At 64.0% G+C, this 19,609-nt stretch carries 22 protein-coding genes; 10 read left to right on the forward strand and 12 right to left on the reverse strand.

From position 1 onward, the window contains the following. Positions 1–3 precede the first annotated feature (3 nt). The 3 genes from OOT33_RS11685 to OOT33_RS11695 are packed head-to-tail and all read right to left on the reverse strand — an operon-like array spanning position 4 to position 3,139. The gene (locus OOT33_RS11685; RefSeq protein ID WP_307750194.1) at positions 4–1,638 is read right to left on the reverse strand and encodes a pilus assembly protein N-terminal domain-containing protein; all 1,635 of its coding nucleotides are present in this window, start codon (positions 1,636–1,638) and stop codon (positions 4–6) included. 1 nt (position 1,639) lies between these two features. Next, positions 1,640–2,614: a Flp pilus assembly protein CpaB gene (gene cpaB, locus OOT33_RS11690; protein ID WP_307750196.1), complete on the reverse strand. Its 975-nt coding sequence runs from the start codon at positions 2,612–2,614 to the stop codon at positions 1,640–1,642. A 51-nt stretch (positions 2,615–2,665) separates the two neighbouring features. Beyond that, positions 2,666–3,139, reverse strand: coding sequence for a prepilin peptidase (locus OOT33_RS11695; RefSeq protein ID WP_307750197.1), 474 nt, complete (start codon positions 3,137–3,139; stop codon positions 2,666–2,668). Positions 3,140–3,200: 61 nt separating this feature from the next. On the opposite strand from OOT33_RS11695, the gene OOT33_RS11700 reads away from it, so the two are divergent. The 4 genes from OOT33_RS11700 to OOT33_RS11715 are packed head-to-tail and all read left to right on the forward strand — an operon-like array spanning position 3,201 to position 6,049. Then, positions 3,201–4,133, forward strand: a complete 933-nt coding sequence (locus tag OOT33_RS11700) for an alpha/beta fold hydrolase (protein WP_307750198.1) — start codon at positions 3,201–3,203, stop codon at positions 4,131–4,133. Continuing rightward, on the forward strand, positions 4,130–5,269 hold the full coding sequence (locus OOT33_RS11705) for an FAD-dependent oxidoreductase (protein ID WP_307750200.1): 1,140 nt from the start codon (positions 4,130–4,132) through the stop codon (positions 5,267–5,269). The genes OOT33_RS11700 and OOT33_RS11705 overlap by 4 nt, the downstream gene beginning before the upstream one ends. A 45-nt stretch (positions 5,270–5,314) precedes the next feature. Then, on the forward strand, positions 5,315–5,485 hold the full coding sequence (locus OOT33_RS11710; RefSeq protein ID WP_129404922.1) for a DUF1508 domain-containing protein: 171 nt from the start codon (positions 5,315–5,317) through the stop codon (positions 5,483–5,485). Positions 5,486–5,500: 15 nt separating this feature from the next. Next, positions 5,501–6,049, forward strand: a complete 549-nt coding sequence (locus OOT33_RS11715; protein ID WP_307750201.1) for an NTP transferase domain-containing protein — start codon at positions 5,501–5,503, stop codon at positions 6,047–6,049. On the opposite strand, the gene OOT33_RS11720 is transcribed toward OOT33_RS11715, so the two are convergent. The 4 genes from OOT33_RS11720 to sucC all read right to left on the reverse strand — a co-directional run bounded on the left by OOT33_RS11720 (position 6,037) and on the right by sucC (position 9,406). Further along, entirely contained in the window at positions 6,037–6,267 is a 231-nt protein-coding gene (locus OOT33_RS11720; RefSeq protein ID WP_307750202.1) for a hypothetical protein, read from the reverse strand. The two genes, OOT33_RS11715 and OOT33_RS11720, sit on opposite strands and share 13 nt — an antisense overlap. Before the next feature lie 126 nt (positions 6,268–6,393). Further along, positions 6,394–7,323: an FAD-binding protein gene (locus OOT33_RS11725; protein WP_307750203.1), complete on the reverse strand. Its 930-nt coding sequence runs from the start codon at positions 7,321–7,323 to the stop codon at positions 6,394–6,396. Beyond that, positions 7,320–8,069, reverse strand: a complete 750-nt coding sequence (locus OOT33_RS11730; RefSeq protein ID WP_307750204.1) for an electron transfer flavoprotein subunit beta/FixA family protein — start codon at positions 8,067–8,069, stop codon at positions 7,320–7,322. Before OOT33_RS11730 ends, OOT33_RS11725 begins: the two co-directional genes overlap by 4 nt. Positions 8,070–8,206: 137 nt before the next feature. Continuing rightward, a complete protein-coding gene (gene sucC / locus OOT33_RS11735; protein WP_307750205.1) occupies positions 8,207–9,406 on the reverse strand; it encodes an ADP-forming succinate--CoA ligase subunit beta in 1,200 nt (399 codons plus the stop codon). A gap of 159 nt (positions 9,407–9,565) precedes the next feature. On the opposite strand from sucC, the gene OOT33_RS11740 reads away from it, so the two are divergent. The 3 genes from OOT33_RS11740 (at position 9,566) to OOT33_RS11750 (ending at position 12,274) form a co-directional block, all read left to right on the forward strand. Further along, positions 9,566–9,991, forward strand: coding sequence for a DUF3291 domain-containing protein (locus OOT33_RS11740; RefSeq protein ID WP_307750206.1), 426 nt, complete (start codon positions 9,566–9,568; stop codon positions 9,989–9,991). A 359-nt stretch (positions 9,992–10,350) separates the two neighbouring features. Beyond that, the gene (locus OOT33_RS11745; RefSeq protein WP_307750207.1) at positions 10,351–11,601 is read left to right on the forward strand and encodes a lipoprotein-releasing ABC transporter permease subunit; all 1,251 of its coding nucleotides are present in this window, start codon (positions 10,351–10,353) and stop codon (positions 11,599–11,601) included. Beyond that, a complete protein-coding gene (locus OOT33_RS11750) occupies positions 11,594–12,274 on the forward strand; it encodes an ATP-binding cassette domain-containing protein (RefSeq protein ID WP_307750208.1) in 681 nt (226 codons plus the stop codon). Before OOT33_RS11745 ends, OOT33_RS11750 begins: the two co-directional genes overlap by 8 nt. 19 nt (positions 12,275–12,293) lie before the next feature. Here the strand turns inward: OOT33_RS11750 and OOT33_RS11755 are convergent, their stop codons facing one another. Together OOT33_RS11755 and OOT33_RS11760 are read right to left on the reverse strand one after the other, a co-directional pair. Continuing rightward, a complete protein-coding gene (locus OOT33_RS11755; protein ID WP_307750209.1) occupies positions 12,294–12,533 on the reverse strand; it encodes a hypothetical protein in 240 nt (79 codons plus the stop codon). Positions 12,534–12,660: 127 nt separating this feature from the next. Next, a complete protein-coding gene (locus OOT33_RS11760; RefSeq protein WP_307750210.1) occupies positions 12,661–13,509 on the reverse strand; it encodes a metallophosphoesterase in 849 nt (282 codons plus the stop codon). A gap of 76 nt (positions 13,510–13,585) precedes the next feature. On the opposite strand from OOT33_RS11760, the gene OOT33_RS11765 reads away from it, so the two are divergent. Further along, positions 13,586–14,485 (forward strand): YegS/Rv2252/BmrU family lipid kinase, encoded by a 900-nt coding sequence (locus tag OOT33_RS11765; RefSeq protein ID WP_307750211.1) that lies wholly within the window; start codon positions 13,586–13,588, stop codon positions 14,483–14,485. 13 nt (positions 14,486–14,498) lie between these two features. On the opposite strand, the gene OOT33_RS11770 is transcribed toward OOT33_RS11765, so the two are convergent. Next, positions 14,499–15,413 carry an outer membrane beta-barrel protein gene (locus OOT33_RS11770; protein ID WP_307750212.1) on the reverse strand — a complete coding sequence of 305 codons (915 nt, stop codon included), beginning with the start codon at positions 15,411–15,413 and terminating at the stop codon, positions 14,499–14,501. 130 nt (positions 15,414–15,543) lie between these two features. Here OOT33_RS11770 and parE point away from each other — a divergent pair, with 130 nt between their 5' ends. After that, on the forward strand, positions 15,544–17,523 hold the full coding sequence (parE, locus tag OOT33_RS11775; protein WP_307750372.1) for a DNA topoisomerase IV subunit B: 1,980 nt from the start codon (positions 15,544–15,546) through the stop codon (positions 17,521–17,523). An 87-nt stretch (positions 17,524–17,610) separates the two neighbouring features. Further along, complete coding sequence (locus OOT33_RS11780) at positions 17,611–17,895, forward strand: hypothetical protein (RefSeq protein WP_307750213.1); 285 nt, start codon at positions 17,611–17,613, stop codon at positions 17,893–17,895. A 73-nt stretch (positions 17,896–17,968) separates the two neighbouring features. Here OOT33_RS11780 and OOT33_RS11785 read toward each other — a convergent pair whose 3' ends face one another. After that, a complete protein-coding gene (locus tag OOT33_RS11785) occupies positions 17,969–18,748 on the reverse strand; it encodes a fatty acid desaturase CarF family protein (RefSeq protein WP_307750214.1) in 780 nt (259 codons plus the stop codon). A 536-nt stretch (positions 18,749–19,284) separates the two neighbouring features. Continuing rightward, positions 19,285–19,596, reverse strand: coding sequence for a GIY-YIG nuclease family protein (locus tag OOT33_RS11790; RefSeq protein ID WP_307750215.1), 312 nt, complete (start codon positions 19,594–19,596; stop codon positions 19,285–19,287). Positions 19,597–19,609: the final 13 nt, after the last annotated feature.

A 19,609-nucleotide genomic window follows, 5' to 3' on the forward strand; every position in this document is an offset into this window, starting at 1 on the left:
CCGTCAGAATGTGAAGCCCGGCCCAACGGCCTCGGCAGAGGCGGTGCGGGCGGCCTTGCGCTTGGTTTCCGAAGGCGCGGGAGCTGGGGTGGCTGCTGCCTGCGGCGCGCCCGACGGGTTGGCGGGCTGCTGGCCGGAGGGGGCGACGGAAGGCATGGGCCGCTTGCCGCCACTCACGCCATCAGACCCTTTTTGCAGCAGCAGACCCTGCAGCTCGGTGGCGTTGCGGAAGCCGTCTGTCGGCAGGCGCACGTCGCTGGCGTTGATCGGCTTGACCAGATAGGGGGTGACGACGATCACGAGCTCAGTCTCGTCGCGCAGGAAGCGGCGCGATTTGAACAGGCTGCCGAGGATCGGCACATTGCCGATACCGGGTACCTTGTTGATGTTGTTCGAGGTGTCGTTGCTGAGCAGCCCAGCAATCATAAAGGACTGACCGGAGCCGAGTTCCACAGAAGTTTCCGCCGTGCGGGTCTTAAGGGCAGGGACACCGCTGGTGGCCACAGAGAAATCGAGCGAGGAAACGGTCGGCCGCACGCGCAGCGAGATGCGCCCGTCCGCCAGCACCACCGGTGTGAACGAGAGCTGCACGCCATACTGCTTGAACTCGTAGCTCGCACCATTGTTGTTGCCGTTAAATACTTGATACGGATATTCGCCGCCCGCGAGGAAGCTCGCCGTCTCTCCTGAAAGCGAGGTGAGGTTGGGCTGAGCGAGCGTGGTGGCCAGGCCGCTGACCTCTGCGAGATCGAGCGCGGCGAGAATATTTATGCCGAACAGCTTGGTGTCGGCGGCGATGGAGGTAGCCCCCGATAGCGGATTGACTGCGGAGCCGATTGCTTCTTTAGCCGTTCGAAATAAGCCGGTGTTGGGGTCTATGGCGTAACCCTGCGCTGGTTGCAGGCCATTGCCTACACCAAGCGGTCCGCCAGGCGCCCATTGGCCATTGATGAAACTGCGTCCCTGACCGACGCCGAATTTGAAGCCGCCGCTTGCGTCTGATGTGACAATGTTGTTGCCAATCTGGTGCAGCAGATTGCGGCTGACCTCGGCGATCTTGACCTGCAGATTGACCTGAAGCGGCGTCGCGGTGCGCAGGCGGCTCACCACTGTCACCGAAGGCGTGCCGCCCGCCGTGGGGGCGGAGAAGGCCTGAACGAGGCGCTCTGCCTCGGCGGCGTCTTCCGGTGCCTTCACCGTGCCGGTAAGCAGAATGAGGCCATTCATCTTGGAGACGGTGATGTCCGAATCCGGCATGGCGAGCTTCAGCATCTGGTCGATGCTGGTGAGGTTGTTGCCGACGCGGATCAGGCCGCTCCACAACACGCGGCCCCCCGCCGTCGTGGCGGAAATATTGGTTTCACCCGCACCCTTGGCGAGGATGTAGATCTGGTTCTGGGAGCGGACATGCACGTCTGCCACGGCCGGGTTGGCGACGACGACATCGGTCATCTGGCCGGGCAGGTTGATGACGCGGCTGGTGCCGACCGACATCAGTATGACGCCGCTGTCCGCCGATTTCGCGGCCTCGGGCGCGGCGCCAGCGATGCCGGCGGGCGCAATCAGGCTGGCGCTGGCCAGCAGCAGCGCGCTGGCGAGCGTGCCGGCCTTGCGCAAGGATGGGCGGGTATTGGTCATCTCAATTTCCCCTGATCTCTACCTGCTCGATCGAGCCGCCATGCGACACGCGAACGATGGCGCCCACTTGCGGCACTACCTTGCGCGGTGGCATCGAGCGCCGGGCGAAGCGCGAAACGTCGCCGCCCGTGGAATAGCCCGACGGGCCATCCTGTGGGCGGGATGCGATGGTGGTAAGGGCGCGCTTTTCGGCACCGGGATCGTTGCCGTTGGGCAGGTTGACGTTGCCATTGGCGATGGCGGCATCCAGATCCTGCTTGGTGTCTGCAAGCGCGCGCAGCGTGAGCGAAATCTGCCCGATCGTCTGCGACACAGCGATTTTCTCGGCGATGCGCGGCGTGACTTCCAGCGTAACGTTGGTGAAGGTGCGGACATCGGGCTTGCCCGCGTCGTCCATCGCGTTGGTGCGCTGGTCGGTGGCCAGCACGCGCAGGTTGCGCACGATCGTCTCGCTGACGCGCAGCGGGTTGTTGGCATCGTCGCCATTGACGGTCTGCGTCACGAGCACGTCGACGCGGTCACCGGGGAAGATGAAGCCAGCGACCGAGCTCTGCATGTTGACCGGCACCGTGACGGCGCGCATGCCCGGGCCGAGGGCGGCGGCGAGGAAGCCGCGCTCACCCGGCATGATCAGCGCGCCGCGCGTTGCGGGCTGACCGGCGGTCACGGTGTTGCGTACAACCGCGCCCTGCAGCGACTGCGGGTCTGCCTTGCCTTGCAGATAATAGGCTTCCTCAACGAGGTCCTTGGGCCAGGGCTGAAAACGGAAGCTCTCTGCATCGATGATCGTGCCGACGGGCAGCGCCTTGGTGGCGACCAGTACCTGCGGGCCATCGAGCGCCTGCTGCGGCACGGCGGCTGCCGTCGCCTGAGGGGCGGGCGCCTGCGTGTCGCTGAACATGGAGCGGGCCATCAGCGCCGCCGCCACCGCGATCACGAGCGCACCAACCAGCAGTGCAGCTTTTTTCATATCCATGACGAACCTCGTCCTCCAAGCCCGGAAAAGCCGGTTTTCCGTGCGCAGTTGTTACGCAAAATGGTAAATAATCCGTTCACCAACCAGCCACATCGCCGCGAACGATATGGCAACCCCGTAAGGGATCTCTGGTTGGCCGAGCCTGCGGTTCATGCGGTGATGGACCACAGTCACCAGCGTGACCACGCCGCCGACCACGGACATGAGCAGCAGAAGGAAGCCCAGCGCCTGCCACGGGAACCACAGCGCAACCGCCGCCAAGAGCTTAACATCGCCGCCGCCCATCATGCCAAGCGCGAACAGGGCAGCGAATATGCCGAACATGCCGATGCCCATGCCGACCTGGAGCGCCATGTCGGGCCAGGCAGGAATGCCGCTGGCCAGCCAATAGAGCGGCGCGAGCAATGCGATCGCGAGGTTCAGCCGGTTGGAGATGATGCGGGCGCGGATATCGGTGACAGCGGCGGCCACCAGCAATACCGCCAGTGCGCTCAGCAAGACTATCCTGATAATTTCCCCGCTCATGCTCGCAGGTCTAGACGCAATGCCTTACCAACTCGTAAACAGCGCGTTAATGCGACTGGCCATGCCGATAGATGACGCCATGATGGAGAGCTGGCCCGCGCCCGACGGATGGCCATTGCGGCGCGTGCGGTTGGCGGGGCAGGGGAAGCCACGCGGTTGTCTGCTGTTTCTCGGTGGGCGGGCCGATCACATCGAAAAATATGACGAGGCGCTGGCCGGCTGGGCAGAGCAGGGCTGGTCGGTGGAGAGTGTGGACTGGCGCGGGCAGGGCGGCTCCGGGCGGCTTATCGCGGGCAGTGCGCTGGGCCATGCGGAAGATTTTGCCGCCTGGCTGGAGGATATCGAAGCCTATGCGCGCGACTGGCGGGTGCGGACTGAGGGGCAGGGGCCGCATGTGATCGTCGCGCATTCGATGGGCGGACACCTTGTGCTGCGCGCGCTTGCCGAAGGGCGGATAGCGGCGGATGCGGTGGCGCTGGTCGCGCCGATGCTGGGCATCCATACCGGTGGGTTGCCGCATTGGCTCGCTGGAGGAATTGCGGCGGCGGCCTGCGCGCTCGGCCTGGGGAAGCGGGGTGTGGGGCGGGTGCGCTCTGCCCTGCGGGTGGACGAGGGCGCGACCTTGCCGACGATACTCACCCACGACCGGGAGCGCCTGTTGCGCGAGGCGCGGTTCGAAATGGAGCGGCCTGATATTGCGCTCGACACGCCGACCTGGGGATGGCTGCGCGCTGCGAGCCGCTCCATGCGGTTGCTGATGCGGCCCGGTGTGCTGGAGGTCGTGCGGGTGCCGTTGCTCATCCTGGCCAGCGAAGGGGACGCGGTGGTTTCTACCCCTGCGATCCTGCGCGCGGCGGCGCGGATACCGGGCGCGCAAACCCATGTCTATGGCGCTGACGTCGCGCATGAGATATTGCGCGAGGTGGATGCGGTGCGTGACGATGCGCTGGCCCGGATCGACGCCTTTTTCGCAGAGCATTGCCCCCGCCCATGACCCTGCCTGCCAACCGCTATGACGCCGTGATCATCGGCGCCGGGATGGCGGGCGCCAGCCTTGGGGCGGAGCTGGCGGGGCATATGTCTGTGCTGGTGGTCGAGGCCGAGGCACAGCCCGGCTATCATGCCACCGGGCGGTCTGTCGCCTTCTGGACGGAAAGCTATGGCGGGCCGCGCGTCCGCCCGCTTACCCGCGCGTCATACCCGCTGCTTGCCAGCCCGGACCCGGACTTTGCCGGGCACGGTTTCCTGACCCCGCGTGGCGCGTTGCATATCGGCCGGGTGGGGGACGCGGCGCTGCGCGATGCCATGATCGGCACCTTTGCCGACGATGCGTTGTTCGCGCGCGTGGATGGGGAGGCGCTGAAGGCAGGGGTGCCCGGCCTGCGCGCGGAGTGGACCGTTGGCCTTGCCGAACCGAATACGTGCGACATCGATGTCGCCGCGCTGCATGAGGCGTATTTACGGCGGCTGCGCCGGCTCGGCGGCGTGGTGACGTGTTCATCCCGGTTCGAGGGCGCGTGCGCGCTGCCCGGAGGTGGCTGGAGCGTGCGTCTCGCCAGCGGGGAGGAGGTGCGCGCGGGGCTGCTGATCAACGCTGCGGGGGCGTGGGCTGACGATGTTGCGAAGCGGAGCGGCGTGCGCGGGCTGGGCATCCGGCCTTTGCTGCGCACGGTGGTTCAGCTGCGGGTTGACCCGGCAGCGCCCGATCACCTGCCACTGGTGCTCGACCTTGCCGAAAGCTTTTATTTCAAGCCGATTGGCGGCGGGCGGCTGTGGCTTACCCCGCATGATGAGCAGCCCGCCGAGCCGGGCGATGTCGCGCCTGACGAGCTGGACGTTGCCATTGCGATCGATCGGCTAAGCCAGGTGGTGGACTGGCGCGTGGAGGCGGTGGAACGCAAATGGGCGGGCTTGCGCAGCTTCGCGCCGGATCGGCTGCCGGTTTACGGACGAGACGCGGATGTGCGCGGCTTCTTCTGGTTTGCGGGGCAGGGAGGCTTCGGCATACAGACCGCCCCCGCTGCGGCGCGGCTGGCAGCGGCGTTGATCCTGGGGGTGGAAGATTTGCTCATCGCCGGCATCGATACGAAGATTTACACTCCGGAGCGCTTTTCAGCTTGCGGGGCTTGAGCCGTGCGATAGGCTGCGCAGCGCAACACTTGCGGAGTTGGGATCATGGCGCACAAGTTTGTGATCGAGCAGAACAAGGCGGGCGAATATGTCGCCAAATTCAAATACAACGCCGAAGTCATCTTCTGGACCGAAGGCTACAAGAGCAAGGCTTCGGCGAAAAATGCCATCGAATCGATTCTCAAGAACGGGCCGGGCGCGCCGATCGAGGAATAAGCGAGGCCGGACTGCGTGACCCTGCTCGGCGCGATCATCGCGGGCGGGGAGGCGCGGCGTTTCGGCGCGGACAAGGCGGCGGCGCGGCTCAATGGCGTGGCGCTGATCGATCATGTCGCGCGCGCTCTCGCGCTGCAGACGGATGCGCTGGTCGTCGTCGGGCGAGAGTGGGGTGGGTTGCCCTCGGTCCTGGATCGACCGCGCGGCGGCGAGGGGCCCTTGGGTGGCCTCAACGCCGCGCTGCATTTCGCGCGCGAGCAGGGGCATGAAGTGGTGTTGTGCGCGGGGTGCGATACCCTGCCGGTGCCGCCAGATATGGCCGCGCGGCTTTCTCCCGGTCCTGCGGTGGTGGAAGAACACTGGCTGATGGGCTATTGGCCCGCGACACTGGCGGAGGAACTCGACCGCTGGCTTGCAATTCAGGACGACCGCTCGATCAGGGGCTGGATGCGCGCATGCGGTGCGCGCGTGGTGGCGGTGGACGCCCCCTTTTACAACATCAACACGCCGGAAGCGCTGGCGCAGGCCGAGGCTGCCCTGTCAAATGGCGCTCAGTCCAGATAGCCGAGCTGCGCGCGCATATCGACCGCGTCGATGATCTTGCCGCCGCCCATCATCACCGCCGTGCAGCAAGCGAGGAACAGCAGCTTGCCGCCTGTACCTGGATACTGCGCGAGGTAGAGGGCGCCACGATCCACCGCGCCCAATGCCAGCGCGTAGATCACGGCAAAGGCCTCGAACTTGGTCTTGATCGTGAAAAGGCGGCGAATCCTGGTTAACATTTCGTTAAATTAGCGGAGGCGCGCATATCCGCCAACGCCGTTAACCGCGAATATCGCGTTGATGATCAAACACGAAAAAGCCCCGGCGGGTGAGGCCGGGGCTGATTGCGTTTGCGGATGACCGGCTCAGAGTTTTTCAGTCAGCTCTGGCACGATTTTGAAGAGGTCACCGACGAGGCCGATGTCTGCGACCTGGAAGATGGGGGCGTCCTCGTCCTTGTTGATGGCGATGATGGTCTTTGAGTCCTTCATGCCGGCAAGGTGCTGGATGGCGCCGGAGATGCCGACCGCGACGTAGACTTCCGGAGCGACGATCTTGCCGGTCTGGCCGACCTGATAGTCATTGGGCACATAGCCCGCGTCGACGGCGGCGCGGGATGCGCCGACGGCTGCGCCGAGCTTGTCGGCGAGCGGGAAGATATTCGCCTCGAATGTTTCGCTGTCCTTGAGGGCCCGGCCGCCCGATACGATGATCTTGGCCGAGGTCAGTTCCGGACGTTCGAGCTTGGCGATCTCCGCGCCGACGAAGCTGCTCAAAGCCTTGTCGCCGGTGGAGGAGACGGCTTCGATGCTGCCCGCACCGCCCTCTTTCGCCGCCTTCTCGAACGCGGTGCCGCGCACGGTGATGACCAGCTTGGCGTCGGACGTCTTCACCGTCGCGATCGCGTTGCCCGCATAGGTCGGACGCGTGAAGGTGTCGGCGCTCTCGACGGAGAGGATGTCGGAAAGCTGCATCACGTCGAGCAGCGCAGCAACGCGCGGGGCGATGTTCTTGCCGTTGCTGGTCGCGGGCGCGACGAAGGCGTCGTGATGGCTCATGAGATCGACGATCAGCGGCGCGATGTTCTCGGCCAGCGCATGGTCGAACGCAGCATCGTCCGCGACATGGACCTTGCCCACGCCCGCGATCTTCGCGGCCTCGGCGGCCACACCGCCGACGCCGCTACCCGCAACGATGAGGTGTACTTCGCCCAGCTTCGATGCCGCGGTAACGGCAGCGAGCGTTGCGTCCTTGAGGGCGCCGCCCTCATGCTCAACCCATACCAGCGTCTTCATGCCGCTACTCCCAATGCTTTCAGCTTCGCGACCAGTTCGTCCACGTCGGCAACCTTGATGCCCGCCTGGCGGACCGGAGGCTCGGTGACCTTCAGCGTGGTGAGGCGCGGTGCGATATCGACGCCGTAATCCTCCGGCTTCTTCTGCGCCAAGGGCTTCGACTTCGCCTTCATGATGTTGGGGAGCGAGGCATAGCGCGGCTCGTTCAGGCGCAGGTCCGTGGTCACGATGGCCGGGAGCTTCAGGCTCACCGTCTCCAGACCGCCATCGACCTCGCGCGTCACGGCAACGCTATCGCCCGATACCTCAACCTTGCTCGCGAACGTGCCCTGGCCCCAGCCCAGCAGCGCGGCCAGCATCTGGCCGGTCTGGTTGCTGTCGTCGTCAATCGCCTGCTTGCCCAGAATCACAAGGCTCGGCCCTTCTTCCGCCGCAACCTTCGCCAGCAGCTTCGCAACAGCCAGCGGCTCCACCTCCGCGTCCGTCTCGATCAGGATCGCGCGGTCCGCGCCCATCGCCAAGGCAGTGCGCAAAGTCTCCTGCGCCTTCGCCGGGCCAACCGACACCGCAACCACTTCCGTCGCGACGCCCTTCTCCTTCAACCGCAGCGCTTCCTCAACCGCGATCTCGTCAAACGGGTTCATGCTCATCTTGACGTTCGCAAGATCAACACCACTCCCATCCGCCTTCACGCGCGGCTTTACGTTGTAATCTATCACCCGCTTCACGGGTACGAGAAGTTTCATAATCTCTTACCTCCAGTTCGCTTCCACCCCGGGGAGTGTCATCGCCGCGCTACATGCGCGCTTTGATTGATTGACGCAAGCGTAAGGCGATCAGCCTTGTATGCCGTAGCGTCAGGGCTGATGCTCGCTCCGGCGAATCAGGAAACCGCCTTCACCTGCGCCACGATCTTGCGCGCGGCATCACCCAGATCATCCGCCGAGACGATCGGCAGGCCCGACCCCGCGAGAATGTCCTTGCCCTGCTGCACGTTGGTACCCTCGAGCCGCACAACCAGCGGGACCGAGAGGTTTACTTCCTTTGCGGCGGCGACGATGCCGTCGGCGATGATGTCGCACTTCATGATGCCGCCGAAGATGTTGACGAGAATGCCCTTCACGGCCGGATCCGCGAGGATGATCTTGAACGCCGCCGTTACCTTCTCCTTGCTGGCGCCGCCGCCGACATCAAGGAAGTTCGCCGGGAACATGCCGTTGAGCTTGATGATGTCCATCGTCGCCATCGCGAGACCGGCGCCGTTGACCATGCAGCCGATGTCACCATCGAGCTTGATGTAGGCGAGGTCATATTTGCTGGCTTCCAGCTCGGCCGGGTCTTCCTCGGTCTCGTCGCGCAGCTCCATCAGATCCGGGTGGCGGAATAGCGCGTTGCCATCGAAGCCGACCTTGGCGTCCAGCACCAGCAGGTTGCCCTGCTCGGTCACGGCGAGGGGGTTAATCTCGATCTGGCTCGCATCGGTGCCGAGGAACGCAGCATAGAGCGAGGAGGCGACCTTGGCGGCCTGCTTGGCAAGATCGCCTGTCAGCTCCAGCGCGGCGGCGATGCGGCGGCCATGATGCGGCATGAAGCCGGTTGCCGGGTCAATGGCGATGGTGTGAATCTTCTCGGGCGTGCTGTGTGCGACTTCCTCGATGTCCATGCCGCCCTCGGTCGAGGCGACCATCGCGACGCGACCGCTGGCGCGATCGACGAGCAGCGCGAGGTAGAATTCCTTGGCGATGTCCGCGCCGTCGGTGATGTAGAGGCGGTTCACCTGCTTGCCGGCCGGCCCGGTCTGCACCGTGACGAGCGTATTGCCGAGCATGTCGGTCGCCGCCGCTTTCACTTCATCCAGCGTCTTAGCGAGGCGCACGCCGCCCTTGGCATCGGGGCCGAGCTCCTTGAACTTGCCCTTGCCGCGTCCGCCCGCGTGGATCTGGGCCTTCACGACGTAAAGCGGCCCCGGCAGCTTGCCCGCGGCGGCCACGGCTTCGTCTACGGTGAACGCCGCATGGCCGGCAGCGATCGGCGCGCCATATTTCGCCAGCAGTTCCTTGGCCTGATATTCATGGATGTTCATCGCGTGCTCCTGTTCGGGCGGATTTGTGATGGCGCCTGAAAGCACAGTATAGCCCGCGCGAAAAGCCGCATTTTGCAATTGAACTTTGCAAAGTTGCAAACTTGCCTCCAACCGCATGTTTGTTATGGTTTCCTGCCCGGACTGGGGAAGGAGGCAGACGTGCTTGTTGCGGTGACCCGGCTGAGGTTGCGCTCGGCTCTCTATCTCCCGGCGTTTTTCTTTCGCAGCCTCCGAATTCTGTCTCAGGTAAAGAAGGCCGAGGGGTTTCGGGGCGGCTCAGTCGTGCAGGACAAGGACAGGACGTTCTGGACGATGACTTTGTGGGATGACCCCGCGAGCATGCGCACCTTCATGCTTTCCGGCGCGCACAAACTAGCGATGCCGCGCCTGTCTGGCTGGTGCGACGAGGCCAGCGTCGTTTCGTGGGAGCAGGAGGGGGATAGGCTGCCCCAGTGGGAGGAGGCGGCCAGTGCCATGCGGGCCGCCGGGCAAGCTTCGCGACTGGGAAAACCCAGCGTGAACCACGCGAGTATGAGATATCGCGAGCCAGACTTTGGCAGGCGTGTAGTGCTCAAACCGGCATAATTCTCATCTGCCGTCCAGCTGCAACCATGAAACAAAAACCCGGACCGCTCCCCCTTGAGCGATCCGGGCTTGTGGCGCTGAGAGCGCCGTTCCCTTTGTGTTATCCATCCTCCCCATCGCGCCCCTGCAGTCGCTGTGAGGAGCACGGTATCCCTGAACCATGGCCATTTTCTGTGCCTATGTTCGAGGGCTACTGCTATGGCCAGAAGCGGCGCTTGTCATCATTCAAATTTGGTTGAGAATCATTTTTGCCGCGCTGATGTGTCAATTTGGCCACAGGGGTTTTGCGGCCGTCATGCTTGTCCTTCAGCGTATTGGGCCGTAGAGCAACGCAACGCGCGATCGAGGAGCCGCCCCGCATGATTCTGAGCCGTTTCGAACGGATGATCGCCAAGCGCTATCTGTTGCCCGGAAAGGGCGAGGGCTTCATCTTTCTGGTGGCCGGGATCAGCCTTGTCGCGGTGATGCTGGGGGTGGCCGCGCTGATCATCGTGATGAGCGTGATGAACGGATTTCGCGCGGAGCTTTTCGACAAGATCGTGGGGCTGAACGGTCATGCGGTCGTTCAAGGCTATGGCGGGCGCCTGCCGGACTGGCGGCGGATCATGGCGGAGGTGAAGGCGACGCCCGGCGTTGTACGCGCCACGCCGCTGATCGAGCAGCCGCTACTCGCCAACTTCAATGGCCGGGTGGAAGCCGTGCTGGTGCGCGGCATGACGATGGACGACATCGCCAGCAACGAGTCGCTCAAGGGCAAGGTGAAGGTGGGCAATATGGCCAACCTGGCGCCGGGGCGGAACGTGATCGCCATCGGCTCCGGCCTTGCGGACAATCTCGGCGTGACGGTGGGCAACACGATCTCGATCATCAACCCGGCCGGGCGCACGACGCCGTTCGGCACCGTGCCGCGCGAAATCGGCTATGAGGTCGGCGCGGTGTTCGAAGTGGGCATCTATGATTATGACAAGGCGTTCGTCATCATGCCGATGCAGAATGCGCAGCAGCTGCTGTTGCTGGGCGATGTGGTTGGCAATATCGAGGTGACGACGAGCGATCCCGACAAGGTGTCCGACATCCTTTCACCGCTGGCGGACAAGGTGGAGGGGCGCGCGGTCATCACCGACTGGCGGCAGATGAACGCCTCGCTGTTCGAGGCATTGCAGGTGGACCGGATCGTCAGCTTTGTCGTGCTCTCGCTCATCATCCTCGTGGCGGTGTTCAACATTCTCTCCTCGCTCATCATGCTGGTGCGCGCAAAGACGCGCGACATCGCGATCCTGCGGACGATGGGTGCGCGCCGGTCCTCGCTGCTCAAGATCTTCGTGACCGTGGGGGTGACGATCGGCTCGCTCGGCATGGCAGCGGGCGTGGTAATGGGGTTTGTTTTCCTGTTCTTCCGGGAGAAGGTGGTCGCGTTCATCCAGCTGGTGACCGGACAGAATATCTGGGACCCTTCGGTGCGGTTTCTGGCTGAGCTGCCCTCGCGGCCGGACCCGGTGGAGATCGTCGTCATTTGCCTGATGGCGGTAGGGTTCAGTTTCCTTGCCACGCTTTACCCGGCGTTCAAGGCCGCGAACACCGACCCGGTCCAGGTGTTGCGCTATGAGTGAGCCGGTGTTGGTCGTGCGCGACTTGAAGCGCGCCTTTACCCAGGGCGGGGTGACGATCGAGGTATTGCGCGGCGTGAACCTTTCGATCGCGCGCGGGGAGATCGTGGCGCTGCTGGGGCCCTCGGGTTCCGGCAAGTCGACATTGCTGCAGGCGGTCGGCCTGCTGGAGGGCGGGTTCGAGGGATCGATCCGTATCCTTGGCGAGGAAGCGGCGAAGCTGAACGGTGACGAGCGCACCCGCCTGCGCCGCGATGCGCTGGGGTTCGTCTATCAGTTTCACCACCTGCTGCCCGATTTCACGGCGGCGGAAAATGTGATGCTGCCGCAGATGGTGCGCGACGTGGCGGATGCGGTTGCGGCGCAGAGGGCGGCGGATCTGCTCGGCGCGCTTCGCCTCTCTCAGCGGATGGATCACAAGCCGAGCCAGCTCTCCGGCGGCGAGCAACAGCGTGTCGCGGTGGCGCGCGCGCTGGCGAACCGGCCCGCGCTGGTGCTGGCTGATGAGCCTACCGGCAATCTGGATGAACGCACGGCCGACGTGGTGATCGACGAGTTTCTGCGCCTTGTGAGAGACGAGGGCAGCTCCGCCCTCGTCGCCACGCATAACGAGCGGCTCGCAGCCCGGATGGACCGCGTGGTGCGGCTGCATGAGGGGTTGCTGGAGGAGAGTTAAATTAGCCGCGCGTCCGGCACTACCCGAACGTAAAGGCCGGGCGTTGTTCGTCATCATTGTCGCCGCGAATGTCGTAGGTGTCCAGCTTTGTGCCGGGATAGGGGAAGAACCGCCCGCTCGCCTCGTCGAAAAAGCCTGCGCCGATGCGCGCGCTGTGGCGCTGCGCCTCCTTGAGATCGGCATACCATTTGCCGAAGCGGGAGGGGGTAACAAAGCGGTATTTACGATGACAGTTCAACGGATTGGATAGTGGACGCATCGGGGTTACTCGGCTGTTTTTAGCTTTTGTGGAACAATGCTTCGCCGACGACGGAGTTCCCCTCACGGCTCACGGCTTGGCGCAACCGACCATGCCGGCGCGGTGGAGCGGGCGATGAAAAGCCGGGTCAGGGCCGGGCGGAATCGGTGAGTTCGCGCGTGGACCAGTTCTCGCCGTCGAACGTAAATTCCACATGATTGCCGCGCTGAAAGCTGGCGCCGTCCCACACCACGACCTGCAGCTCCACCTCATTGTGCCGACGCACATGCAGCCAGTTGAAGCTTTGGGGCTGATCGTTGCGCAGTCGGGTCGAGGTGGCGGTGCCGGCCTGGATGACGAGCGCCTGCCCCGCATCCTCCACCATCTTGCGCGCGGCCTGCGCGTATGTCTGGTGGAAATGGCCAGCGAGCGCGATATGGATCTTCGCTGCGGCGACCGCCTTGATCGCGCTGCGGCTGCGCCCCACGGCTTCGCTCAATTCCCCGCCGCTGGCGATCGGCATCGCAAACAGGGGGTGGTGCGTCACCAATATCCGCGTCTTGCCGGGCGCGACGGCATGGAATCGCTCCTCTATCATGCGCATCTGGTCCTCGTTGATGCGCCCATCCTTGATGGTAAGCGAGCGGGCGGTGTTGATGCCCAGCACCGCAACCTCGTCATCCTCGAACCACGGGCACAGATCGTTGCTGATGTAGCGCTTGTATCGCCCGAGCGGGGACGCGAAACGGCGGAACACATCATAGAGCGGGATGTCATGATTGCCCGGTATCAGCAGCACAGGAAAGCCCCGGGCACGCAGGCGGTTGACATAGGCGGAGGCGGCCCGAAACTGTGCAACGCGCGCGCGCTGGGTGAAGTCTCCGCTGATGATGACGAGATCCGGTTGCTGCTGCTCCAGCCACGCCTCGGTGGCTGAAACGGCCTTGGGGCAGATTGCGCCGAAGTGCAGATCGGAGAGATGTGCTATACGGGCCATCGCCTTGGGGAACGAGCAAGGCCGCAAAGGGTTTCTCCCACGCCATGATTTCCCTCTGTTCAGGATGCCCGGCGCGATGACGCCTGTCTCTCTTCCCCGCGAAGCCGCGCTCGTGGTCAACGCCCAGTCGCGCAAGGGGCAGGATCTTTTCGAAAGCGCGCGGGGCAAGCTGGAGCAAGCTGGCGTCCGCCTTGTCGCCGCCCATGCTGTGACGGACCCCGCGCAGCTTGATGACGTGGTGCGCCAGGTAGTGCGGGACGGCGCGCCGATGGTGATCGTCGGCGGCGGCGACGGGTCAATGTCCGGCACGGTGGACGAGCTGGTCGGCACGGGCTGCGTCTTCGCGGTGTTACCGCTGGGTACGGCCAACAGCTTTGCGCGCACGCTCGGCATCCCGCTCGATTTGGATGGTGCGGTTGATGTGATCGCCCATGGCCGGTGCCGCCGCATCGATCTGGGCATGATCAACGACGATTATTATGTGAACGGCGCTTCGCTGGGTCTTTCTCCGCTGATCGGAGAGAGTGTACCGCACAAGCTCAAGCGCTATCTGGGCAGACTCGGCTATCTAATTTGGGCGCTGCGGTGCGCTGTCAACTTCAAGCCTTTCAGGCTGATCATCGACGATGGAAGCCGGACGCACCGATTATGGTCCACAGAGGTACGCATTCTCAACGGCCCGTTCCACGGCGGAGTGGAACTATCCCCCAATGCGGGCGTGGATAGCGGGGAAATTGTGATTCAGGCGGTGGTGGGCAGGAGCCTCGTTCGGCTCGCGCTCGACTGGTATTCAAAGTTCTTCCGTTTCCGCGATAGCAATGCCCATACCCGCGAGTTCAGAGGTACGGAATTTCGGCTCGATACCCGCCCGCATTTGCGCATCTCCATCGACGGGGAGGTGCTGGCACGGACGCCCGTGCATGTGCGCGTTGCGAAGAAGGCGGTGCTGGTGGCGGTACCTGCACCGCCACCTTGATCCGCACGACCCATTAGAAGCGCAGGCTTGCTGTCACGCGTACATCCTGCGTGGTGAAACGTTCGCTGCTGCGCTTGAACACCGTCTGCCCGGAAGGCGTGATCACAAATGGATTGGTGGCTGAGGGCGGTGTGCCCTGACCCGCCACTACCCGATAGTCGTTTGGATTGAAGCGTGTGTACTTGTAAATCACGCCTATCGAGAAATTCTCGGAAACCTTCTGCTCGATGCCGCCACCGACGACCCACCCCCAGTCTCGCTCCTTCCGCTCCGTCTGAGTAAAGGTGTTGAAGCCGTTGGTGGTTGCAAAGGAATTCCTGAACTTGCCATAGGCGACACCGCCCGTGGCGTAGATCAGCGTGTTGGTGGGGAGGGCAAAGCCAGCGCGAAGGCGGGCGGCTGCGTCCCAGTCCAGGCGGCGGGTCATTGCATAGGCTGCGGGCGTGGAACTGAACCCGGTTACCGTGTTCGAGATGTTCTTGCGCCCGGCCTCCACCACCGCGCCGACCACGAAGCTGCCCATCTGGCGGTCGAAGCCAGCGTGGATCGACCAGCCGGCGCGTCCATCGCGATCACCTTTGCAGCCGCCAGCCGCGCTGTTGCCGTTCGGGCGGCCGCGGCAGAAGCCGGGCGCAAATGCATCGGTGCCGCCGATGGTGCTCACCGTGTCGCCGAACTGCCCGTCGCCGTTGGTGTCAAAAAGAATGCGTTCATTGCGTTCGGCATTGTCATTAGGCCCCCAGCCATAGCCGAATGATCCGCCCACATAAGGTCCGCTCCAGTCGCCTATGTCGCTGGAGCCATTTTGCGCATGCGCCGGAGCCGTGATCAACATGGCTGCCGAAGCGGCGATCAATGTTGTAAAACGAGCCGTCATGGTGTTTCCCTTTTTGCTAAGTGCTTGAGAAACGAACAGGCCGGGCGTCAAAAGGTTTCGACATTGCGCCGAGCCGATGCAGGCTGGCGATGACATGGGTTGTCACCGGGGTGAGTGACATGTGCCGCGTGCGCGCGCGTCGGGCTTGCTTTGGCATGAGGGCGCGCCCTATACCGCCTCCATGTCCGATGATCTGTTCGCGTCCGCCCCTTCCACATCCTCCGGCAATTACGACGCCTCCTCGATCGAGGTGCTGGAGGGGCTGGAGCCGGTGCGCCGCCGCCCGGGCATGTATATCGGCGGGACGGACGAGCGCGCGCTGCATCATCTGGCCTCCGAAGTGCTCGACAACGCGATGGACGAGGCGGTGGCGGGCCACGCCACGCGCATCGAGATCGTGCTGGAACCCGGCAACCGCCTGACGATAACCGATAATGGCCGTGGCATCCCGGTTGACCCGCATCCCAAGTTTCCGGACAAGTCGGCGCTGGAGGTGATCCTCACCACCCTGCATTCGGGCGGCAAGTTTTCCGACAAGGCCTATTCCACCTCCGGCGGGCTGCACGGCGTGGGCGTTTCGGTGGTGAACGCGCTGTCGGTGGAGACGGTGGTCGAGGTCGCGCGGAACAAGGAGCTGTTTCGCCAGCGCTTCAGTAAAGGCCATGTGCAGGGCGCTCTGGAGAAGGTGGGCGCGGCGCCCAACCGGCGCGGCACATCGGTGAGCTTCGTGCCCGACGCCGAGATCTTCGGCGCGCTGCATTTCAAGCCGACGCGGCTCTACAAGCTGGCCCGCTCCAAGGCTTATCTGTTCGCCGGGGTGGAGATACGCTGGCGGTGCGCGCCCGAGCTGCTGATCGACGAGACGCCCGCCGAGGCAGTGTTCCAGTTTCCCGGCGGGCTGGCCGATCATCTGGCCGAGCAGGTCGGCCAGCGCCAGTGCGCCACCAAGGACTTCTTCACTGGCACGCAGGAGTTTGCAGGGGCGGTCGGCCGCGCGGAATGGGCGATCGCCTGGCCGCTGTGGTCTGACGGCAGCTATAGCTGGTATTGCAACACCATTCCCACGCCTGATGGCGGCACGCACGAGGCGGGGCTGCGCGCGGCGCTGGTGAAGGGCATCCGCGCCTTTGGCGAGCTGGCGGGGGTCAAGAAGGCGAAGGACATCACGGCCGAAGATGTGATGACCGGGTGCGAGCTGATGCTCAGCGTCTTCATCCGCGATCCGCAGTTCCAGAGCCAAACCAAGGATCGCCTGACGTCGCCAGAGGCTTCCGGCCTCGTCGAAAAGGCGGTGCGCGACCATTTCGACCATTTCCTTGCCGACAACATGGACCGGGGCAAGGCGCTGCTCTCCTACGTCATCGACCGGATGGACGAGCGGCTTGCGCGGCGGGCCGAAAAGGAAATCAAGCGCAAGACAGCCACCTCGGGGCGCAAGCTGCGGCTGCCCGGCAAGCTGACCGATTGCTCGGCCGATGACCCGGCGGGCACCGAGATATTCATCGTCGAGGGCGACAGCGCGGGCGGCTCCGCCAAACAGGCGCGGGACCGTAAGACGCAGGCCATCCTGCCCATTCGCGGCAAGATCTTGAACGTCGCCTCCGCCACCGCGCAGAAGATCCTCGCCAACCAGGAGATTGCCGACCTCATCCAGGCGATCGGCTGTGGCACGCGGAAGGACTGCAACCCGGACAATCTGCGCTATGAGCGCATCGTCATCATGACCGACGCGGACGTGGACGGCGCGCATATCGCCACCTTGTTGATGACCTTCTTCTTTCAGGAGATGCCGGAGCTGGTGAAACGCGGGCACCTCTATCTCGCGCAGCCGCCGCTCTATCGGCTCACCACCGGCGGCAAGAGCGTCTACGCCAAGGACGATGCGCACAAGGATGCGCTGCTGGCAGGCGAGCTGAAAAACAAGAAGGTCGAGGTTTCGCGCTTCAAGGGGCTGGGCGAGATGAACCCGGCGCAGCTGCGCGAGACGACTATGGACCCCAAGACGCGCGGCATGATCCGCATCACGCTGCCTCAGGAATATGAGGAAGCGGCGGCGGTGCGCGATCTCGTCGACCGGCTGATGGGCACCAATCCTGCCCACCGTTTCGCGTTTATTCAGGACAATGCGGCCGCGCTGGACGACGAGATGATCGACGCCTGAGGGAACGTGGGCAGGCGAACCATGCCCTTGTGATGGAACAGAAGTTTGCGATGCGGGTTTCTCCTCGGCCAAGTGAGGAGATTGACCATGGCCGAGTATCGCAATGAACATCTGGAGCGCGAACGGCGGGGCGGTGCCGGGCGTGTCGTGCTTATCGTCGCTGTTATAGCCGCGGTTATAGTAGCCCTGTTATTCGCCAGCGGCTTCTGGACCGCCGACGTCAAGGAAGGCGCACTGCCGGATGTCGACGTGAGCGCCAAGGGCGGCGAGATGCCCGCCGTTGATGTGGATTCCAAGGAGGTCGTCGTCGGCACCAAGGAAGAAACGATCGACGTGCCGACAGTGGGCGTGAAGGACAATGGCGAGGAATAAGTCTTCATTTCCTCATCGTTGAAGTCTTGGGGGGTCTTTTGGCCCCCCATTTCTTTTGGGTGCGGCGGCTCAATCAACCTTGTGGCTCCAGCCCGGCATCGGTGAGCCAGCCGCGCCGCCGCGCGAGGCGGAAGACGGGATTGAGCACAGCGTTGCTCCAGCCGGAATTGGTGGCGAAATCGCGCCGCAAAGTATCGTGATGCAGCTGATGCGCCGCAGGGGTCATCAACAGACCGACTTTGCGCATCGCGTTGATTATCCACGGATTATCCGCGCGGTGGAGCGTGCCGTGGAAATATTGCGCGAAGGTGCCCCCGACAAGGAAGTTCAGCACGCCCGCCACGGCCCAGCCCGGCAGCGGCCAGACGAGGCACGCCGCATTGAGCAGCAGCGACACCGGGAGCGACCCCGCGACGATGGTCGAGCCGATCTGCCGCAGCGTCGTACGCCGGCCGAGCGCATCGGGCCGGGGGTGGTGGTTCTTGAAATCATAGACCAGCCGCTCGAACGGGTTGAGCCGCGCCATGCTCGCGCGGAACATCCCCTGATATTCGTCGCTCTCGCGCGAGCCGGGGTAGAAATAGAGCCGGTCCAGCCCCACGCCCAGTCGCGCCGGGTGATAATCCATCAGCATATGCACCATGCCGGACAGCATATCCGCCGCATACCACCCGGCGAGTAGAGCGGGGATCATCCACAGGCTCGGGTCCCGCGCGGCGAAGCCGAGGTTGGCGAGGCCGGACAGAATGAGCGCGAAGATGGCAAGCCGCATCAGCATGGCCGCGCTTGTACCAGCCGGGGCGGGCAGGGGGCAAGCGGGTTGGGGAGGGCGAACATCACGCCGGAAAGTCATGAAAGTCACGCCCTGTAAGGGGGATGCGCTTTGCCTGACCGTGCGCGCGGCTGGAGCATCAAAGACGTGGTAAGCCTGCGCGATCATCAATATGCACCCGATCCGGGCCAGCCACCCCGCCGCCCGATAGCCTGCGCTGGCGACCTTTCGGGCGCCGCCGGACCCATGAAGACCCGAGGCACGGCGCGCTCAAGGCGCATAAGGAAAGCAAGGGCCGCTTGGCGGGCCTGACCTTGTGGGGCAGGCGGCGGGATGCGGCGACGGCTCTCCGCGCGGAACGCGGCTTTGGGCCGGATCGACATTCAGCCCTGACGGCCTGCAAATATCGGTTCCCCGCGCTTCCGGTGCTCACGTACCTTTAAGTACGCTGCGCTCCGGGTCACGGAAAACCGACATTTTGTCCTGCGGTCGTCTACGACTCCGTCACGTCATCATCTGAATGTCGACCCGCCCCAGGGTCTTGGTGGGGTGTAGCAGGAGGGAGGGGGTGTAGGACAGGGGTGTTTTTCGTCATCCCCGCGAACGCGGGGATCCAGTTATCCCAGCGGCTCGAAACCTATGTCGATTGCCAGATCACGCCATTCGGGATTGCTCTGCTCGATCAGGTCGATCTTCCAGGCACGACGCCATTTCTTGATGCGCTTCTCGCGCAGGATTGCAGATTCCATTGTCGCGTGCTGCTCGAACCAGACCAGCATTTTGCAATCATATTCTGCGGTGAACCCACCCAGCATCTCCTGCCGATGCTGTGCAATTCGCTGCATGAGGTTAGATGTTACGCCTGCATACAGCGTGCCGTTACGACGGGACGCCAACAAATACACGACAGGATTGACTTCGCGCGTCATCCGGAGGTCGATA

The sequence above is a fragment of the Sphingobium sp. DEHP117 genome, assembly GCF_030867385.1.
Classification (GTDB): Bacteria; Pseudomonadota; Alphaproteobacteria; order Sphingomonadales; family Sphingomonadaceae; genus Sphingobium.

Excerpts from the sequence above, each read along its gene's own strand:
- OOT33_RS11700 (WP_307750198.1), top strand. The coding sequence starts at position 3,201 with ATGCCGATAGATGACGCCATGATGGAGAGCTGGCCCGCGCCCGACGGA.
- sucC (WP_307750205.1), bottom strand. The coding sequence starts at position 9,406 with ATGAACATCCATGAATATCAGGCCAAGGAACTGCTGGCGAAATATGGC.
- OOT33_RS11790 (WP_307750215.1), bottom strand. The coding sequence starts at position 19,596 with ATGACGCGCGAAGTCAATCCTGTCGTGTATTTGTTGGCGTCCCGTCGT.
- OOT33_RS11730 (WP_307750204.1), bottom strand. The coding sequence starts at position 8,069 with ATGAAACTTCTCGTACCCGTGAAGCGGGTGATAGATTACAACGTAAAG.
- OOT33_RS11750 (WP_307750208.1), top strand. The coding sequence starts at position 11,594 with ATGAGTGAGCCGGTGTTGGTCGTGCGCGACTTGAAGCGCGCCTTTACC.
- OOT33_RS11710 (WP_129404922.1), top strand. The coding sequence starts at position 5,315 with ATGGCGCACAAGTTTGTGATCGAGCAGAACAAGGCGGGCGAATATGTC.
- OOT33_RS11720 (WP_307750202.1), bottom strand. The coding sequence starts at position 6,267 with ATGTTAACCAGGATTCGCCGCCTTTTCACGATCAAGACCAAGTTCGAG.
- OOT33_RS11685 (WP_307750194.1), bottom strand. The coding sequence starts at position 1,638 with ATGACCAATACCCGCCCATCCTTGCGCAAGGCCGGCACGCTCGCCAGC.
- OOT33_RS11765 (WP_307750211.1), top strand. The coding sequence starts at position 13,586 with ATGACGCCTGTCTCTCTTCCCCGCGAAGCCGCGCTCGTGGTCAACGCC.
- parE (WP_307750372.1), top strand. The coding sequence starts at position 15,544 with ATGTCCGATGATCTGTTCGCGTCCGCCCCTTCCACATCCTCCGGCAAT.
- OOT33_RS11705 (WP_307750200.1), top strand. The coding sequence starts at position 4,130 with ATGACCCTGCCTGCCAACCGCTATGACGCCGTGATCATCGGCGCCGGG.
- cpaB (WP_307750196.1), bottom strand. The coding sequence starts at position 2,614 with ATGGATATGAAAAAAGCTGCACTGCTGGTTGGTGCGCTCGTGATCGCG.
- OOT33_RS11780 (WP_307750213.1), top strand. The coding sequence starts at position 17,611 with ATGGCCGAGTATCGCAATGAACATCTGGAGCGCGAACGGCGGGGCGGT.
- OOT33_RS11785 (WP_307750214.1), bottom strand. The coding sequence starts at position 18,748 with ATGACTTTCCGGCGTGATGTTCGCCCTCCCCAACCCGCTTGCCCCCTG.
- OOT33_RS11725 (WP_307750203.1), bottom strand. The coding sequence starts at position 7,323 with ATGAAGACGCTGGTATGGGTTGAGCATGAGGGCGGCGCCCTCAAGGAC.
- OOT33_RS11755 (WP_307750209.1), bottom strand. The coding sequence starts at position 12,533 with ATGCGTCCACTATCCAATCCGTTGAACTGTCATCGTAAATACCGCTTT.
- OOT33_RS11695 (WP_307750197.1), bottom strand. The coding sequence starts at position 3,139 with ATGAGCGGGGAAATTATCAGGATAGTCTTGCTGAGCGCACTGGCGGTA.
- OOT33_RS11745 (WP_307750207.1), top strand. The coding sequence starts at position 10,351 with ATGATTCTGAGCCGTTTCGAACGGATGATCGCCAAGCGCTATCTGTTG.
- OOT33_RS11760 (WP_307750210.1), bottom strand. The coding sequence starts at position 13,509 with ATGGCCCGTATAGCACATCTCTCCGATCTGCACTTCGGCGCAATCTGC.